Origin of the sequence: Xanthobacter versatilis (genome assembly GCF_043193975.1) — a bacterium.
GTDB lineage: Bacteria > Pseudomonadota > Alphaproteobacteria > Rhizobiales > Xanthobacteraceae > Xanthobacter > Xanthobacter autotrophicus_E.
The window spans coordinates 14,636-32,644 of sequence record NZ_JBAFVB010000001.1 but is presented as its reverse complement, the minus strand read 5'-3'; the positions used below and the strand labels follow the sequence as shown (position 1 = coordinate 32,644).

Annotated in this window: 14 protein-coding genes; 6 read left to right on the top strand and 8 right to left on the bottom strand. The window is 67.4% G+C overall.

Going from position 1 to position 18,009, the window contains the following annotated elements:
* Nucleotides 1-51: 51 nt before the first annotated feature.
* The 6 genes from V5F66_RS00125 to V5F66_RS00100 all read left to right on the top strand — a co-directional run bounded on the left by V5F66_RS00125 (nt 52) and on the right by V5F66_RS00100 (nt 7,544).
* Nucleotides 52-852 carry a DNA-binding transcriptional regulator gene (locus tag V5F66_RS00125; protein ID WP_394092928.1) on the top strand — a complete coding sequence of 267 codons (801 nt, stop codon included), beginning with the start codon at nt 52-54 and terminating at the stop codon, nt 850-852.
* Nucleotides 853-1,489: 637 nt separating this feature from the next.
* Nucleotides 1,490-2,836, top strand: coding sequence for an MFS transporter (locus V5F66_RS00120; RefSeq protein WP_394092927.1), 1,347 nt, complete (start codon nt 1,490-1,492; stop codon nt 2,834-2,836).
* Nucleotides 2,837-2,930: 94 nt separating this feature from the next.
* Nucleotides 2,931-3,899, top strand: a complete 969-nt coding sequence (locus V5F66_RS00115) for a VOC family protein (protein ID WP_394002331.1) — start codon at nt 2,931-2,933, stop codon at nt 3,897-3,899.
* 233 nt (nt 3,900-4,132) lie between these two features.
* On the top strand, nt 4,133-5,662 hold the full coding sequence (gene mhpA / locus V5F66_RS00110; RefSeq protein ID WP_394002329.1) for a bifunctional 3-(3-hydroxy-phenyl)propionate/3-hydroxycinnamic acid hydroxylase MhpA: 1,530 nt from the start codon (nt 4,133-4,135) through the stop codon (nt 5,660-5,662).
* Nucleotides 5,663-5,738: 76 nt separating this feature from the next.
* On the top strand, nt 5,739-6,584 hold the full coding sequence (locus tag V5F66_RS00105) for a fumarylacetoacetate hydrolase family protein (RefSeq protein WP_394002327.1): 846 nt from the start codon (nt 5,739-5,741) through the stop codon (nt 6,582-6,584).
* Nucleotides 6,585-6,731: 147 nt separating this feature from the next.
* Entirely contained in the window at nt 6,732-7,544 is an 813-nt protein-coding gene (locus V5F66_RS00100; protein WP_394002325.1) for a DNA-binding transcriptional regulator, read from the top strand.
* A 153-nt stretch (nt 7,545-7,697) separates the two neighbouring features.
* Here V5F66_RS00100 and V5F66_RS00095 read toward each other — a convergent pair whose 3' ends face one another.
* The 8 genes from V5F66_RS00095 to V5F66_RS00060 all read right to left on the bottom strand — a co-directional run bounded on the left by V5F66_RS00095 (nt 7,698) and on the right by V5F66_RS00060 (nt 17,972).
* Entirely contained in the window at nt 7,698-8,084 is a 387-nt protein-coding gene (locus V5F66_RS00095) for a hypothetical protein (RefSeq protein ID WP_012112945.1), read from the bottom strand.
* Between the two features lie 166 nt (nt 8,085-8,250).
* On the bottom strand, nt 8,251-9,330 hold the full coding sequence (locus tag V5F66_RS00090) for a helix-turn-helix transcriptional regulator (protein ID WP_394092926.1): 1,080 nt from the start codon (nt 9,328-9,330) through the stop codon (nt 8,251-8,253).
* 274 nt (nt 9,331-9,604) lie between these two features.
* Nucleotides 9,605-10,744 (bottom strand): aminomethyltransferase family protein, encoded by a 1,140-nt coding sequence (locus V5F66_RS00085; protein WP_394092925.1) that lies wholly within the window; start codon nt 10,742-10,744, stop codon nt 9,605-9,607.
* Between the two features lie 21 nt (nt 10,745-10,765).
* On the bottom strand, nt 10,766-12,481 hold the full coding sequence (locus V5F66_RS00080; RefSeq protein WP_394002319.1) for an APC family permease: 1,716 nt from the start codon (nt 12,479-12,481) through the stop codon (nt 10,766-10,768).
* 150 nt (nt 12,482-12,631) lie between these two features.
* Nucleotides 12,632-13,603 (bottom strand): electron transfer flavoprotein subunit alpha/FixB family protein, encoded by a 972-nt coding sequence (locus V5F66_RS00075; RefSeq protein ID WP_394092924.1) that lies wholly within the window; start codon nt 13,601-13,603, stop codon nt 12,632-12,634.
* A complete protein-coding gene (locus tag V5F66_RS00070) occupies nt 13,603-14,397 on the bottom strand; it encodes an electron transfer flavoprotein subunit beta/FixA family protein (RefSeq protein ID WP_394002315.1) in 795 nt (264 codons plus the stop codon). The genes V5F66_RS00075 and V5F66_RS00070 overlap by 1 nt, the downstream gene beginning before the upstream one ends.
* Before the next feature lie 8 nt (nt 14,398-14,405).
* The gene (locus tag V5F66_RS00065) at nt 14,406-15,806 is read right to left on the bottom strand and encodes a hypothetical protein (RefSeq protein ID WP_394092923.1); all 1,401 of its coding nucleotides are present in this window, start codon (nt 15,804-15,806) and stop codon (nt 14,406-14,408) included.
* A gap of 3 nt (nt 15,807-15,809) precedes the next feature.
* Nucleotides 15,810-17,972, bottom strand: a complete 2,163-nt coding sequence (locus V5F66_RS00060) for a heterodisulfide reductase-related iron-sulfur binding cluster (RefSeq protein ID WP_394092922.1) — start codon at nt 17,970-17,972, stop codon at nt 15,810-15,812.
* Nucleotides 17,973-18,009: the final 37 nt, after the last annotated feature.

The window sequence follows — 18,009 nt, the reverse complement described above, 5'->3', positions numbered from 1 at the left end:
GCAAGCCGCTGGGATTTTTGCGTTATGCTGGCGAAAAAGGAGCGAAGCATCATGGCGAGGGAGAGCCCCTACAAGAACGTGCGGGGGCTGAGCCGGGGGCTCGCGCTCCTCAACGTCCTCAACCGCATCGACGGCGGCGCCAACGTGGCGCGCCTTGCGGAGCAGACAAAGTTGCATCGCACCACGGTGCAACGTCTTCTGGAGACCTTGCAGGCGGAAGGCTATGTCCGGCGCAGCGAGTCCGACGACCGATACTGCCTGAACCTTCGCGTGCGGGAACTCAGCGAAGGTTTTCGCGACGAGCACTGGATTTCCGCGCTCGCCTCGCCCCTTTTGGGGCAATTGCTCAAGGAGGTGGTCTGGCCGACGGACCTTTGCACCTTCGACGTGGACGCCATGGTGGTCCGCGAGACCACGCATCGCTTCAGCAAGCTCTCGTTTCACCGCTCCATGATCGGCCGGCGCCTCCCCATGCTCCAGACGGCGAGCGGCACGGCCTATCTGGCATTCTGCCCGCAGGAGGAGCGCGAGAGCATCATCGACTTCCTGGCACGGCAACCAAGAATGGAGTGCCGGCTGGCCCGTGACCGGCCGGCCCTGGACGACATGCTGGCGCGCGTGGTGCAGCGGGGCTATGGCACCAACCACATGAACTGGACGGACGAGCCGAAGATGGCCGGGATCGCGCTTCCCATCCGCGGCAGGCAGGGGCTCCTCGGCTGCCTGAGCGTGGTCTATGTCGCCTCGGCCATGACCACGGCGATGGCCGCCTCGCGCTATCTGGAGTCTCTTCGCCGGACGGTGAAATCAATCGAGCGCGACGCGGCAGACAGTTTATTTCTGCAGCCATGATATTTTACGGTAACTCGACGAAGTTCAGGTTCACGTTTAAAGCAAAAGCATCCCAGATGATCTGGAGCGTCACCTTCTTCCCGCCCGATGCGCGGGTGACGTTCCCGCTGATGTCGCCCCCCGGCGTCTGGTGGTGTCCGGGCTGGTCTCACCCCGTTTGGGCCGGCTGATCATCACCACCGCTACCTCGCTCTGTCTGCTCCACGCGTTCACTTCACGACCCCTATCGGCGAAAACGGGGTCGTGCGGAACATGCCGTTCGTCAACACGAACCGCCGTCCGGAAGGGAGCCTACAAACGTCGCCATGACGCGGCATGTCCGTCACGCGGACATTCGGGATAATCCGCTGTTGCAAGGCCATCCATCGTCCTAACCCAAGAGAAGAAAAATAGAGCGGGAGGATGACATGATCGATGGCACCGGCGACCTGCCATTGGCCGAAGAGCCGCGCACGCTCCGAACCTAGGGGCGGCCCGCGCTTAAAGCGCCTTCTGTCGAGACTGAAAAAGATCACGCCCTGGCCTGGTCCAGACCGTGCCCGTTTTGCCTTGCGCTGAAGCGGAGGGGACCTACGGCGCGGCGTGCGTCTTGTTGCGCGAACACAGCCAATAAATAATATGGAGGCCCCGAGGATCAATGACGCACGCCACCTATCTCATTTCAGGACACACAGCGCCCGGCCTCAACAAAGGACAATGGCGCATCATCTTCCTTGCGAGCCTCGGCGGCTCCCTTGAGTTCTACGACTTCATTATCTACGGCATCTTTGTCCAGTACATCTCCGCGCAGTTCTTTCCGGCCGACGACCCCTATGTCTCCCTGATCCTGTCCTTCTCGGTGCTGGCCCTCGGCTTCCTGGCACGGCCGTTCGGTGGCGCGCTGCTCGGCACGCTGGGGGATCGGTATGGACGCAGGCCGGTCTTCATCGCCTCCCTTGGCCTGACCACGCTTGCAACCATCGCCATCGGCCTCCTTCCCAACTACCAGTCATGGGGCATCGCCGCGCCGGTGCTGCTGGTGGCCTTTCGTCTCGTGCAGGGCATCTGCCTCGGCGGCGAGCTGCCGGGCGCGGTCACCTATGCGGTGGAGGCAGCGCCACGGCGCGCCGGCCTCGCGTGCGGTTTCATCATCTTCTGCGTCAATGTCGGCGTGCTCATCGCCACCCTCGTCAACCTCGGCATCCAGCATGCGCTTCCGCCTCAGGACGTTGCCGAATACGGCTGGCGCGTCGCCTTCCTGCTCGGCGGCGTCATCGGCCTGATCAGCTTCGCCCTGCGCCGCAAGCTGGAGGAATCGCCCGAGTTCGTGAACCTCCACGGCAAGGCGGCGAGGCATCCGCTGGGAGAACTGATGCGCAATCACGGCCGTTCGGTGCTGGTCGCGGCCGGTGTCGCCGCCATCATCGCCGGATTCAACGGCATGCTCTACGGCTTCGTGCCCGCCTTCCTGGTGAAGACGCTGCACTATCCGGCCCCCGATGTGGCGCTGGCCATGACGGTCGCGTTGGTGGTCAGCTCCGCCGGCCTCATCATTGCGGGATGGGCCGGCGATTTCGTGCCCGGACGCCTCATCCTGCGCACCGGTTCGCTGACCATGCTCATCGTGGTGGTTCCGCTGTTCGCGCTCATGGCGAACCACGCGATCAGCATCGTGCTGGTGCTGAGCCTGCTGTCGCTGGTGTTCTCTCTGGCAAGCGGCATCTGGCCCAGCGTCCTTGCCGGCCTGTTCCCGACCCAGGTCCGCTTCACCGGCCTTGCCCTGTCATACAACATGAGCGTCACCCTCCTCTCGGGCTTCGCACCGCTCGCCGCGACGATACTCATCGAGCAGACCCGGATGGACGCAGCGCCGGCGCTCTACATCGCCCTGTGCGCGGCCCTGAGCTTCTGGTGCAGCTTCCTCGTGCCCGGACGGGCACGCGCGGCGGCGGTTCCGGAAGCCACGCGGGCAAGCCTCGATGCCTCGGACATGCCACCGGCCTGAGACCGTCCACGAGACGATTGCGGGCGGCCGGCGTACACGGCCTCCCCCACCGCCCCTGACACAGCGCTCACCCCCAATACAGAGGAACAACGCCATGGGCGTCATAGCGCTCGGTTATCTCGGCATCCGTTCGGACAAGATGGATGACTGGCAGGACTTCGCCTCGGGACTGCTGGCCATGCAGGCGGTGGACGCGACGCGCTCCCACGTCACGTTCCGCATGGACGACCAGCGGCAGCGCCTGTTCGTGGTGAACGAGCCCGGTCCGGTGGTGGCCGCCATCGGCTGGGAGGTCGAGGAAAAGGGCGACCTGGACCGCTTCGCCGCGCGGCTCGAAGCGGCCGGTGTCACGGTGAGGCGGGGTGCGCGCGCGCTCGCCGACCAGCGCTTCGTGGAGGATCTCATCACCTTCGCCGACCCGGATGGCAACAGTGTCGAACTGTTCTTCAATCCCATGCGGGCCAGCGAGCCGTTCGTGCCGGGTCGCCCCATTTCCGGCTTTCGCACCGGCCCCTTCGGCATGGGCCACGCGGTGCTGCATGCCGTGCGCATCGATGCGCTCCTGCCCTTTTACCGCGACCTTCTGGACTTCCACATCAGCGACTACGGGCTCACGCCCTATCCGCTGTATTTCTTCCATGTGAATGGTCGCCACCACAGCCTCGCCATGGTCGGCTCGGGACAGACTGGGTTTCACCACTTCATGGTGGAGTTCAACAACCTCGATGACGTGGGCCAAGGCTACGACATTGCAGGGCTGCAGGAGGGGCGGCTCGCCTATACGCTAGGCCGGCACACCAACGATTACATGACATCTTTCTACGCCAACTCACCCTCTGGCTTCTTCGTGGAGAACGGCTGGGGCGGGCGGGTGATCGATCCGGCCACCTGGGAGCCGCACGAGACCTTCGCCGGGCCGAGCTTCTGGGGCCATGAGCGCCTCTACCTGCCCGAGGAGCCTCGCGCACGCCTGCGCAACATGCGCCTCGCGGCGGCCGCGCGCGGCCTTCGGGCGCCGGAGGTGGTGGACTGCCCCTGGCTCTATGGCCAGTTGGTCGGCTGATCGCGCCGGCTCAATGCATCGGGCGGGGACCGTCGAGAGCTGCGGCAACGAACAGGCGCCGCATGAAACCCTCCCGACTGATTGCTCTATCCTTCTGACGACCGGGACCAAAGCCGGCCGTGCTCCGGCGGCATCTGTCCGCCAGGCGGACGCTTGTGCCGGCTGCATTGCTGGCAAGTGCCGGCTCTGGGATCAGTCACTTCCACAAACAGCTGAACAACACGGGGGAAGCCATGCCCGAGGCAACCGGCACAGCCGAGGATCAGTTCGACGTCGTCATCGTTGGCCTCGGCCCCGTCGGGGCCACGCTCGCCAACCTGCTTGGCCTCCAGGGCGTCTCCACCCTCGTCCTCGAACGCGAGACCGAGGCCTATCACCTGCCGCGCGCGGTGCACTTCGATGACGAAGTGATGCGTGTGTTCCAGACCATCGGCCTTGCTGACGAGATCACGCCGTGCACCCGCATCAATCCGGGCATGCGCTTCGTCGACGCCAACGGCGCCCTGCTGATGGACTGGCCGCGCGCCCCGGACGTGGGCGAGCTCGGCTGGCACGCCAGCTATCGCTTCCACCAGCCGGACCTCGAGCGGATCCTGCGCGAGGGCCTGAAGCGCTTCGCCTGCGTGCGGGTGCAGACCCGCTGCGATGCCTTCGCCTTCGAGGACGACGGCGACGCGGTCACCGTGCGCTACGAGGACCTCGACACCGGCCGCCTGCGACAGGCCGGCGCCCGCTATGTGGTGGGCTGCGACGGCGCGCGGTCTCTCGTGCGCCGGTTCATCGGCTCGTCCATGGATGACCTTGGCTTTCATGAGCGCTGGCTGGTGGTGGATGCGGTTCTCCGTCGGCCGAAGCCGGAGCTGGGGGACCACACCATCCAGTATTGCGACCCGGCACGCCCGGCCACCTATGTGCGCGGGCCGGGGGACCGCCGGCGCTGGGAAATCACCGTCCTGGCCGAGGAAGACAGCCGCGCCATGGTGCACCCGCAGAAGGTCTGGGCACTGCTCGCACCGTGGCTCGCACCCGATGAGGCGGAGCTGGAGCGGGCCGCGGTCTACACCTTTCATTCCGCGGTCGCCCGTCTCTGGCGCTCCGGCCGGCTGCTGCTGGCGGGAGACGCGGCCCACCAGACCCCGCCATTCATGGGCCAGGGCATGTGCTCCGGCATCCGCGACGTGGCCAACCTCGCCTGGAAGCTCGAAGCGGTGGTGAAGGGGCGCGCCGGCGACGGCCTGCTGGACACCTACCAGAGCGAGCGCGCACCCGATGCCCATGCCTATATCGAGACCGCGGTGCGGCTCGGTGGCCTCATCAACACCTGCGGCACCGAAGCGGCACTCAACGCCGCCTTCCGCGACGCCGACGGCGTGGTACGCCTGCGCAGTCGGGTGCCGCAACTGGGACCCGGCCTCGTCATCGGCCGTGCCGATCGGGTCGGAAGCCGCGTCGCCCAGCCACGCCTCGGCGACGGCCGCCCGCTCGACGACGCGGTGGGCTACGGCTTTGCGCTGCTGTGCCGTGACCAGCTCTGGCACGGCGCCGCCGAAGCCGCGCGACTGCGCTTCGAACAGGCCGGGATTGCCATCGTCACCGTGGCGGACTGTCCCGGCCTCGCCCCGCTGCTCGACGAAGCCGGCGTGCCGGCACTCCTCGTCCGCCCGGATCGTTACGTGGCCGGAGCTGCCGCAGATGAGGCCGACCTCGCCGCCATGGCGGATCGGCTGACGCCCCAGCGGCCGCAACACGCTTCCGCCGCCTGATCCGCACCCGCGAACCGCGCGACCGCGCCAATCCCCCTCCTCACCAAGATGATGCTCAAGGAAAAGGTTTGCCCCGATGAAGTTTGCTTCCTTCACCCATGCCGGCCGTGCCGGTTACGGCCTCGTGACGGACGGAGGGATCATCGATCTCACCCGCCGCTTCCCCGAAGCGCCGACCTTGCGGACCTTCATCGCCGGCGGGCTGGATCGTGCCGCCGCCTTCGCCGGCGCGCCGGCGGATTTCGCCTTGTCCGAGGTGACGCTCGCTCCGGTCATTCCAGACCCGGACAAGATCGTCTGCGTGGGCCTCAACTACCATGACCATGTGAACGAGACGGGACGCACGGTCACCCCCAATCCCATGCTGTTCGCGCGGTACGCTGGAAGCCAGGTCGGCGCTGGCACGGCCCTGGTGAAGCCGCTGGAATCCGACGAGTTCGACTATGAAGGCGAACTTGCCGTCATCATCGGCAAGGCCGGCCGGCGCATCTCCGAGGCCGACGCCCTCTCCCATGTGGCGGGCTATGCCTGCTACAATGATGCTAGTGTGCGCGACTGGCAGCGCCACACCTCGCAGTTCATGCCCGGCAAGACCTTTGCCGCCACCGGCGCCTTCGGCCCCTGGATGGTGAGCGCCGACGAGATCCCCGATCCCACGCGCCTCACCCTCGCCACCCGCCTCAACGGCGCGCAGGTGCAGCACACGAGCGTGGATCTGATGATCACCCCCATCCCCACGTTGATCGCCTACACCTCCACCATTCTGCCCCTGCTGCCTGGCGATGTGATCGTCTCCGGCACGCCTGGAGGCGTGGGGGCGCGTCGCACGCCCAAGCTGTTCATGAAGGACGGCGATGTGGTGGAAGTCGAGGTCAGCGGCATCGGCGTGTTGCGCAACCCCATCGTCGCCGAGCTTGCCTGAGGCTCGCCCGCAGGTCATTCCATCAGGGAGTGTTGAAGCATGCCGGCCCGGGCAAGTCTGGGCACGGCATGTTCAACACGTATACCATGTGAACCAAAAGACCGGATCGTCCGGCTGGGTGGGGAACGCCGAGGATTGGGTCGGACCATGGGCCAGCGACTGGCTGACGAGCGCGCGACCACGCCGGACCGCAGCGACAGCGTGCGCGCCTTGCGCCGGGGGCTCGCGGTGCTGCGCTACATCAACGCGGTGGGCAGCACCAATGTCGCCTCCATCGCCCGCGCCCTCGATATCCCGCGCCCCACCGTCTACCGCCTGCTGCAAACCCTGGAGGAGGAAGGCTACGTGGCGTTTTCCGCCTCCTCGACGCAGGTCCGGGTCACGCGCCTCTCCGCCAGTCTTGGCGACGGCTATGCAGCGCATTCCCGGGTGTGCCAGGTCGCGGCCCCGGTGTTCGGCGAATACGGTCCGCGTCTGGTGTGGCCGCTCGACCTGACGGTGTATGAGAACGCCGCCATGGTGATCCACGAGACCACGCACACGCGCAGCCCACTCTCCATCGACCGTGGCATGATCGGCTATCGCTTGCCCATGCTCCGTACCTCGGCCGGCCGGGCCTACTTGGCCTTCTGCAGGGAGGAGGAGCGGGCAATGATCCTGGATCACCTGCGCCGCATCCATGATCCCGAGGACCGCCCTTTCCTCGACGAGGCATGGCTTGGACGCATGATCGAGGAGACCCGGCGGCGCGCCGTTGCTGTGCGCGACGGGGGTGAGTTCAGACCGAAGACATCGAGCATTGCCGTTCCCGTCTTGATCGGCGACCGCGTCGAGGCGGTGGTATCGATGATCTGGATCCGCTCCGCGCTGTCCCTGGATGATGCCCTTTCGGCCCATTCCGAGGCGCTGGCATCTATCGCGACCGCCATTGCGCGTGACGTCTCCGCCCAGCAGAAATAGGTGCTGCACGATAGCCCTGCCGACCGGTGCAGGCGTGCAAGCGCGGGGCAGATGCACGTCCGCAGCATGCTCAATCTGCGCCAGCGCGGCGATCTTGAGGTCGTGCTGGCTTACCCCGACCGCCCGACTGCCGTGCAGTCCCCGCGGAACAACTCATCGCCACCGGTTCAGGAGCCATAGCGCGCCCCACGATCCCAGCAGCGAGATGACCATTTGACCGGCAAGCGCGATCGCCATCTGGGGCCCTCCCGCCGCGGCTAGCGAAGACGACCCATCCATAAAGGGGAAAAGAAGCGTCACCATCACCGCTCCTCCGACAGGAGCGATGAGAAGCATGCCGACAATTGAGACGACGATGTTCACGATCCAGCCAAGCACACCGCGCTTTCGCGTCCAGGCCTCGTGGATCGCGACGGCCAGCGCGGCGACAAGAACAGCCGCCGCGATCACCATCGGACCTCCCACGCTGCCCAGCGGAATGGCGCCGGTCCATTGCAGTAGCAGAATGCCGATGACGGAGATCAACAGGATGTACTTCATGAGGTCCGTCCCTGCTGTACAGATCGACGTCATAAAGGTTGCTGGCGCAACCCCAGTGTATGACAACCGTGCCAGCGTCCGCGACCCTCATGATTTCACGCTTCGCGGCGGTCCGAACCGGCCTCGGGTTCCAGGTTAAGGTTCTCCGCTCCCCCAACAGCTTCTTCTACCGCGCCCCGATGGACTGCATGACGTGTTTGACCAGCGCCCGCTCGGAGCCCACGCCCGCTTTGCGGTACATGCGCAACCGGCAATTCTTGATAGTGCCCTTGCTAAGGCTCAGCTTCTGCGCGATCTCCCCGGTGGTCTGCCCGTTCATGAGCAGAAGCAGGATCTCCTTCTCGCGCGGCGTGAAGATGCTGAGCGCTTCCTCCAGCAGTTGATCGGGATCACCTTCCTCCTCCCGCTCCGGCGCATCGAGCACATACATCCGCCCGCCCGGAGCGAGCGGGAAGTCGCGGTCGAACACCTCCACCTTGACGGTGAGCGCGCCGGCGGCGCGGGTCTGCCCTGCCTCCGCGACACGGAGCGCGGCTACCGCATCGGCGAGGGCCGGGGCGCGGCGCGCCGCCTCCCGCCACGCGTCGTTGGCGAAGACATCGACGCCGAACCGGTCCTCGATGAGCGTCGGGCGGGTGATGAAGCCCTCCACCTGTGGTCCGCGCGGATTGCGCAGGTCGTTGAACAGCGCGCCAAGATGCGAGCGGTGGAAGCCCTCCAGCATGGGGAAGATGAGCCGTGCGCGCTCGATGTCGCTCGCGGAGAAGCGCCCCCTCTCGCGCTCCAGGAACAGGCCGAAGCAGCAGTGGCCGACGGTGGAGAAGAACATGCCCAGCTCGTCGGAGATGCTGGCCAGCGTCTGGAACACCTTGTGGTACAAGTCCCACGATTGGCCCGGGGATCGCACGTCATTGAGCATCACGACGCCGGGACTGCCGTTGTTCCGCCAGTATTCGAAGAAGGGGTCCACCGAGGAGTAGAGATTGGCGTAATACGCCACCACGTCGCTCGCCACGTCCTTGGTGTAGAGCACGTCCGGCGGGGCCACACGCGAATAGCGGATGATCCAGCAGGCATCGTGGTTGATGGCCGCGCCAGCGAGTTCCACCAGTTCGCGGTGGAAGCGGTCCGAACCGATCACGCGGGCCACCTCGCCCACCCGCGCGAACCATTCCGGGCTGTTCAGGCGCACGGCGCTGTAGCGGGCAGGAAGGGGAACGGACCGGGGTTGCTCCGGATCTGCCATCGCAGCTTGCCCCAACGGTATCGCCACATCTGGAATTCGTATTGGGGCGAATAAAGCCGAAGCACCGGCACTTGGCAATTGCGGGCGGGACGTGCGGGCGGCATGGCAGGCGCTCTTTCTCCCGGCGGGGCGCAGGGCATTGCCCCACTGGGGGCATGCATTGGCAGAACCTTCGAAAAAGACCGGAGAGCGCGACGGCGACGATCGCGCTCTCCGGCCAGCACCCAGGAGGAAGCCCTGGGGGCCGCAACAGCCTGAGGGGCTAAGAGAGGGCTCAGGCCGTGCGTTCTTCAAGCGGATGGGTGCGCAGGCGCAGCGGATCGTAGAAGGGCGTCTTCACCACCCGCGCCGCGAAGGTGCCGTCGGCTCCCCGCAGCTCCAGCTCCGTGCCGCAGGCGGACAGCTCCGGCGCCACATGGGCGAGCGCCAGCGAGCGCATGAGGTAGCGGCTGTAGGCGGTGGAGTTTACAAGGCCCACCTCCTTGCCGTCCCTGAACAGCCTGGCGCCCGGCTCGACGGCGGCATGGTGGTCGATCTCCACCCCCACCTGCGCCACCCGCTCCTGCCCCTTGCGGCGCTCCAGGGCGTCCCGGCCGCGGAAGGCCGGCTTGGACAGGTCCACGGTCCAGCCGAGGCCCACTTCCCACGGCGAGGTATCGCCCTGGGGCATGTCATAGGGGAAGAACAGCAGGCCGCCTTCAACCCGCACCTCGTCGAGGCACGACCAGGAGGCAGGCAGGACCCCCAGCGGCTTGCCGGCCGTGAGGATGCTGTCCCAGAGGAACACCGCATCGACCGAGGCGCAGAACACCTCGTAGCCACGCTCACCGGAATAGCCGCCGCGGGCGATGGAGACCGGGCGGCCGAACAGCGTCGTCTTCTGGTGCCCGAAATAGGGCAGGCCCTCCAGCGCGAACGCCGAGTGGGGGCTGAGGATATCAAGCGCCTTCGGCCCCTGCAGGGAGAGGATGTGAACGTCGTTGTCCTTGGTGAAGGTCACGTCGCGCCCTTGGGCAATGCCGGGCAGGATGTCCTCCAGCGACCCGCCGCCATGGGAGATGCGGTAGGCGTCCGGACCGTCGCAATAGACGAGCACGTCGTCGATGAGCGCGCCCTCCTCGTCCACCACGCTGGTGAGGGAGGAGGCGCCGGGGGCGATCCTCGAAATGTCCGAGGTGCACATCTCGTTGAGCACGGCGAGCGCCTCGCGCCCCGACACGTCGATCATCCTGAGCGCCGACACGTCGAACAGGCCGGCGGCGGTGCGCACCGCGACCACCTCGTCATAGGGATCGGTGGCGTAGTTCTGCGGCACCGGCATGTCGTTCCACGACGCCTCGAATCCGGTGCCGAGCGCACGATGCCGGTCCGACAGTACCGACAGGCGGGAATAGGCGGGAGTAGCCTGGGTCATCTTGGGAAATCCTTCAACAGATCAGAGGTGGAACAGCCAGTTGGAGACGAGCACCACGACGATGCCGGCGATGAGCGCGAGATAGGGCAGGATGCCGGCGCGCTTCTGCGTCTTCGTCCCGTCGCCGACCTGCAGGTCCTCGAAGGTCTCGTGCGGGAACTTGCCACCGTCCTGCACGTAGTGCCGGTAGATGAAGACCGGGATGATGAGCGCGGCGGTGATGAGCCCCGCCCATAGGGCCACCGGGTTCCACACCTTCGCGCCGGCGCCCATGAAGACGGCATTGGCAAAGGCAAAGACGGTGCCCAGCACCAGCAGGATGGTGGGCGCCTTGTAGGGCCGCGCCACATGGCCGGAATCGATGCGGTGGATCCAGCCCGAATTGAGGTTCAGGAAGTTGAAGATGATGTAGCCCACATTGGCCACCGCCAGCACGAAGAAGAAGCTGGTGGCGTCCGCGCAGGCGATGGCGAGCAGCACGAGGTTGAACCACAGGTCGGTCCACATGGCCCGCGTCGGCGCACCATGCTCGTTCACATGGTCGAGGAAGCGCGGCAGCCAGCCGTCCACGGCGCCCTGGTAGAGGGTGCGCGAGGAGCCCGCCATGGCCGTCATGATGGACAGCACGAGGGCGAGGATCATCAACATCACGAGGGCGCTCTCGATGATCTTGCCGCCGCCCACCATGTGGGCCAGCGCCTGCGCCACCCCGGAGCCATCGACGATGGCGGGGTCGAGCATGCCCGAGAGCCCGAGCGCCCCCTGGAAGGTGAAGGGCACGAGGATGAACAGCGCAAGGCACAGCAGGCCCGAATAGAAGATGGCCTTGAAGGTGTCCTTCTCGGGATTGCGGAACTCGCTGGTGTAGCAGACCGCCGTCTCGAAGCCGTAGGTGGACCAGGCGGCGATGAACAGGCCGCCGAGCACCAGCGTCCAGCCGGGGATGTCCCAGCTGCCGGGATCGGCCGCGCCGGCGGCGGCGAGCGGCACCAGTGGCGAGAAGTTCGCCCAGTCCACCTTGCCGGTGAGGATCGGGACCAGGCCGACGATCACCATGGGCACGATGACCGACAGGCCGATCCACTTCTGCACGCTGGCGGTGCCGAGGATGCCCCGGTGCTGGATGGCGAACACCACCAGCATCAGCGTCGCGCCCACGAAGAAGGCCGCGTTCAGCGAGAAGGAGACGGGACCGATGGCGTGGGAGAACAGGGTCCAGTCCCGCACGGCGGGGGTCAGCGCCGCCACCGCGGCGGCGGCCTTCTCCACGTCGGTGCCGGCAAGGCTCGCGCCATGGGCGGCGAGCCATTGTGCCACCTCGGGGCTGTTGAGCGCCGGGACGGGGGCGAACGCATTCAGGATGTAGGCCGCCGCGATGGAGCAGCCGAGCGAGAGCACCGGGCTCCAGGCGAACCAGTTGCACCACACGGAGAGCGGTGCCACCAGCTTCACGTAGCGGACCCAGGCCGCCGCGCCATAGATGGAGGCGCCGCCCGACTTGTTCGGGAACAGGCCGGCGATCTCCGCATAGATGAAGGACTGGATGAAGCCCATGCCGATGGACAGGGCCCAAATGAGAAAGGAGAGCGAGCCGGTGGTGCCGGCAATGCCGCCGATGGAGAAGAGCACGAGCGCCGGAACGCCGCTCGCCACCCAGAAGGCGCCGGTCCAGCTGATGGAGCGATGAAGCTTCCCATCGCTCTCCGCTGTTGCGTGGATATTGGTAATGGTCGTCACGTTGTCCTCCCTTGTCCGGCGTTGCGGGTGAAGCGGACTGCGCCGTCGTCCCGTCCGGACGCTTTTGTTTGGTGAGACCGCTTGTTTCGTGAAACTGTTGCGGCCGGGATCGACTTGGCGATCGATGGCCCCGGCCGCTGTCCTTGCGCTTTACTGGATACCCTGCTGCTTGCGCAGTTCTTCGGCGATCTCAAGCATGTCGCCGACGATGCCGTAGCGAGCGATGGTGAAGATCGAGGCCTCCGGATCCTTGTTGATCGCGACGATGTTCTCCACGTGCTTCATGCCCCACTGGTGCTGCACCGAGCCGGAGATGCCCATGGCGATGTAGAGGTTGCACTTGGCCGCCAGCTGGCCGGACTGTCCCACCTGCCGGGCCTTGGGCAGCCAGCCGCTGTCGGCGATGGGCCGCGAGCAGCCGAGCGTGGCACCGAGCCCCTCGGCCAGCTCCAGGAACTGGGCCACGTTGGCCTCGTCCCCGACCCCGCGGCCGATGGACAGGATGAAGGGCGAGCCGGGAATGTCGATGCCGCCGCTGGCCGGCGGATCGCGCCACTCCAGGTGCCGGCTGCGCGGCCTGCCCTCGCCCGCATCCAGCGCCGAGACGGTGGGGCTCGCCGGCACGGTGGCTGGCGCGAATGCGCCGCCGCGCAGGGTGACAAGCACGCCGGACCGGCCGGGAAAGTCGATCTCCACGAAGACCTTCTCGTTGTAGCCCGCCCGCGTCGCCACCACCTCGCCGTCCTCGACGGCAAGGCCGAACACGTCGGTGGCAAAGCCGAGGCCGAGGCCCACCGCGATGGCGGGAGCGAGCGCAAAGCTGTCCACGCTGTGCGGCATCAGCACGAGGGAGGGCGCGCGCGCGGAGATGACGGCCTTCAGCACCGCCTCATAGACGTGCGGCTCGAAGGTCTCCGCATCGGGGCGGGCGACGGTGATCACCTCGTCCACCGCGCCGACGCTGACGGCGCCGACGAAGGGTGAAGGATCGGCGGCAATGACCAGCACGGTGACGGGGCCGCCGAGGGCGCCCTTCAGCTCGCCGGCGGCGCCGATGGCCTCCAGCGTGGCGTCCCGCAGCACGCCGCGCCTGTGCTCGGCCAGAATGAGAATTCCGGACATCAGCCCTTCACCTCCGTGATGATTTCCAGAAGACGGGCCGCCTGCTGCGCGGGCGTGCCCTCGATGATCTCGCCCCGGCCCCGCTCGGGCACGAAGACGCGCCGCACCCGGCTCAGCGACCCGGCCGACCCGATCTCAGCGTCCGCAAGACCGATATCGCGCGGGGACACGCACTCGATGGCCTTGGCGTTGGCCTGCTTGATAGAGCGCAGCGAGGCGTAGCGCGGCGTGTTGATGCCGAGTTGGATGGTGAGCACTGCAGGCGTCTCCACCTCGAGGCGCTCCACGAGGCCGCCTTCCAGCTCCCGCTCCACCTGGGCAAAAGATGCACCCGGCTTGAAATCGAGCCTGGAGACCACCGCCGTGCGCGCCCAGCCGAGCAGCGCGCCCACGGACATGCCCGTCTGCGCATGCCCCTGGTCGGCGGACTGGGCGCCACACAGCACGAGGCCGGGTTCCTCGTTCTCCGCCACCTTGGCGATGACGCGGGCGATGGCGACCCGGTCGGCGTCGCCAAGGTCGGCGTCATCCACGCGGATCGCGCGGTCGGCGCCCTTGGCGAGCGCCTTGCGCAACACGTCGTCGGCATCCTCCGGCCCGACGGTGAGCACCACCACCTCAACCGCGCCCTCGGGTGCGGCTTCCTTGATCTGGACCGCCGCCTCCAGCGCATATTCGTCGAATTCGTTGAGGTCGTGCTCGCAGAAGTCGGGATCGACATCGCGGCCGTCGTCGCGAAGCTCGAACTCGTCGTCGAGCGAAGCGACACGTTTCACCGGCACGAGTATTTTCATGGGTGTCCTCACGGCTGTTGGAAGGGTTCGGGAGTGCGCGCCGCGCGCGATGCGGCGGCGCAGGAGAAGACGGCACGCTTGCCCACCGCGAAGCGCACCTGCGGCTCACCATCGTCGGCGCACCGCCAGGCGTCCGCGAACGACAGGTTGGGGTGGCGGACGGCGAAGGCCCGGTTGAGCCCGTAGGCGTCGTCCAGCAGCAGCCGCAGCGCCGAGGCCGGCGCTTCTGGATTGAGCGCCACGGCACGGCGTACGTCCGCCTCAGAATGCACGGCGAGGCGGCGCAACACCTCCTCCCGCGCCATTGGATTGCGGGCGACGGCCGAGGCCACATCCACCGTCCCCTCCGCCTCCAGCCGGCGCAGGGCGTCGGACGGCAGATCGGGACGGCAGGCAACGGCGGCGCGTACCCAGTCGTCGGCATCGCGAGCGAGGCGGGCGAGCGCATCGGCGGGGCAATGGAGGTTGCGGCCGGCGGCATGGCGCACGCCCGGGTGAGCATCCTGGCAGAGACCACGGATCACCGCTGCCGGAAGACCGGGATTACGGGCAAGCCAGGTGCGCACCCACACGTCCCCATCGCGGGAGAGGGCTTCCGCCAGATCCTGCGGCAGCGCCGCATGCCGCGCCTGAGCCCGGCGGACCCGCACGTCGCCATCATCCGCCAGCGTCACGTCATGCCGCTCCACAAGACGGCGCAAGGCCTCGGCCCGCACCGCCGGGTCGGGATCGCGCAGCAGCGCCTGCCGCAGGGTGGGCGGCAGAGCCGGATTGGCCGCCGCGCGCCGCCGGATGGCGGCATCACTATCCACGCAGGCGTCTGCCACGCGGGTGAGCGGGCAATGGGGATGAGCCACCACCTCCGCGCGGACGGCGGCTTCGCCGCCGGCGAGAAGGGCGCGCAGCAGGTCCCCATCCGCACGCGGATGCCGGGCAAGTCCGGCGCGCTCCACTCCGGTCGCACCGTCGAGCACCGCATGGAGTGCCGGAGCGGGCGTCGCGGGATTGCGCAGCAGCGCGGCGCGCACGGTGCTATCCGCATCGGCGGCGAGGCCCGCCAGCACCGTCTCCGGCGTATGGACATGGGCCGCCACCGCCGCTCGCATGGGTGCGCCCTCCATGTGGCGGGCGAGGCGCAGCAGCGTCTCTCCGGAGGTGGCCGGATTGCGCACGATGCGCTGGCGGATGGCGGGCCGCTCCTCCCCGGCCAGAAGGTCGAGAAAGGCAGGCGGCGTAAAGGACAGCCCGGCGAACACCAGCTTGAGGCGCGCATTGGCCAGCAGCAGCCGCGCCAGCGCCGTCCGGTCGCCCCGCGCGCCGTCGGCGCCGTAGGCCGGCAGCGCCAGATAGGCATCCCCACGGGCGAGAAGCGCACCCGTCAGCTCGGCCATGTCGGCGGGCGCGTCCATCGCTCAGACGACCGCTGCGGGGGCGGCGAGCGCGACGGGTTCCGCCGGTTCGAGCGCCTCGGCGAGCAGCTCGGTCAGCTCCAGCACACGGAAGTTGCGCTCATTGCCGGTGGTCTTCACCGCGTCTTCCAGCATGGTCATGCACTTTGGGCAGTTGACCACCAGGGCGTCGAGGCCGGAGATCTCCGCCGCCTCCCGCGCGCGGATCTCGCCCACCTTGGTGGTGCCAGGCGGATCGGGCACCCACACGCGCCCGCCACCGCCGCCGCAGCAGAAGGAATTGTCGCGGCTCTTGCCCAGTTCCACGAGCTTCACCCCGGTCGCGGCCAGCACTTCGCGCGGGGCGTCATAGCCCTTGTTCAGGCGACCGAGATGGCAGGGGTCGTGATAGGTGACGGTGAAGTCCAGCTTGCGGGCCGGGGCGATGCGGCCCTCCTCGATCAGCTCCTTCAGGAAGGCGCTGGCGTGGCTCACAGTGTAGGCGCCGCCGAGGTCCGGATACTCGTTCTTGAGCGTGTTGAAGGAGTGCGGGTCCGTGGTGACGATGCGGGCGAAGGCGCAACCTTCCAGCGTCGCGATATTGCCCTCGGCGAGTTGCTGGAACAGCCCCTCCTCGCCCACGCGGCGCACATCGTTGCCGGCGGTGGTCTCGCCCTCGTAGAGGATGCCGAAGTCGATGCCGGCGGCATGGAGGATGCGGGCGAAGGCGCGGCTGACCTTCTGGTTGCGCGGATCGAAGCTCGCGTAGTCGCCCACGAACCAGAGCACGTCCACCGGCTCCTTGCGTGCATCCTTGATCTTGAAGGGCAGGTCCTTGGTCCAGTTGGGCCGCTTGCGGCGACTTTCATTGAAGCAATTGCCGGTTTTGTTCACCGCGCCGAGAGTGCGCTGGAGCGCCGGGTCCATCTCGCCTTCGTCCACCAGCGTGCGGCGGAGCATGTTGATGAGCGGCACATGCTCCACCCCCACCGGGCAGATTTCCGTGCAGGCGCCGCACTGGCGACACGACCAGAGCGTCTCCGGCCGGATCTCGCCGCTGGCGAGGCCGATGAGCGGGCTGGCGCAGCCGGCGGCGCGCGGCTTCGGCAGCACCTCGCCGAGATGGGCGTTGGCCTGTTCACGCAGGGTCAGGACCACGTCGCGCGGGGAGAGCGGATAGCCGGCCGCCCGCGCCGGGCAGGCTTCGTGGCAGCGGCCGCACTTGGTGCAGGCATCGGCCTGGACCAGATAGCGGCTCGCCACATCGCCCAGCTCGCGATAGCCGATGCGGTCGGCGTCGAGGTCGCCCAGCGGCAGCCGGCGCGCGGCATCGGAATCGCGCAGCAGCCAGGAGGTGGCGGCAGTGAAGATGTGCTTGGCCTTGGTATAGGGAATGAGGGCGATGAAGGTGAGCGCCAGCACTCCGTGCACCCACCAAAGGCCCATGCGCAACGCCCCGGCGCCGGCGCTGGTGAAGCCCACGGCCTTCAGCCCGGCGGCGATGCTGGCGCCCACCGGCGCCCACCACCGTGTGTCCCATACCGCCGGATCGCCCTGGAGCCACACCATGCGCGCGCCGGAGAGCAGGAAGCCGGTAATGCCGATGAGCAGCAGCGTCCACAGGAAGGCCCAGTCCTCCATGCGGTAGCGCTCGCGGGAGAAGTCGGCATCCTGCGAGGTGCGGTCGGGGCGGGTGTAGTCGAGTTTCGGCGGGCGCAGCCAGCCCCGCCGCCACATCATGTAGGCGAGGCCGCAGATAAATCCGGTGCCGGCAATGGTCATGGCCAGCTTGAACAGCAGATAGAAATGCCCGTGCCAGAAGTTCAGGCCGACAAGCGGGCCGAGAATGTCTTCCTGCAAGGTAATGGTGGCGGTGCCGATGAAGAGCAGTGTGAAGCCGTAGAAGATGAAGGCATGCAGCCGCCCGGCCGCCGCATCCCGCCGCCGCAGCGTGCGGTGGGAGGCGATCACTTTTGCCGTGTCGGCGAGGCGCCGGCCAAGGTTCGCCCAGCTCAGCCGCGCGCCGGTGCGACCGCTGCGATACTTGCGGACCTGCACATAGACGCCCCAGCAGAACGCGAAGATGGCGCCGATGGCATAGACATAGAAGAGCGCCAGCATCCAGGGCGAAAAGTCCTGGAACAGGATGCGCGTGATCTGGGACGGTTCGATGCCGTTCGGAATCATGGGGTGCTCGCCCTCTGGATCTTCTTCTTGGCTGTGC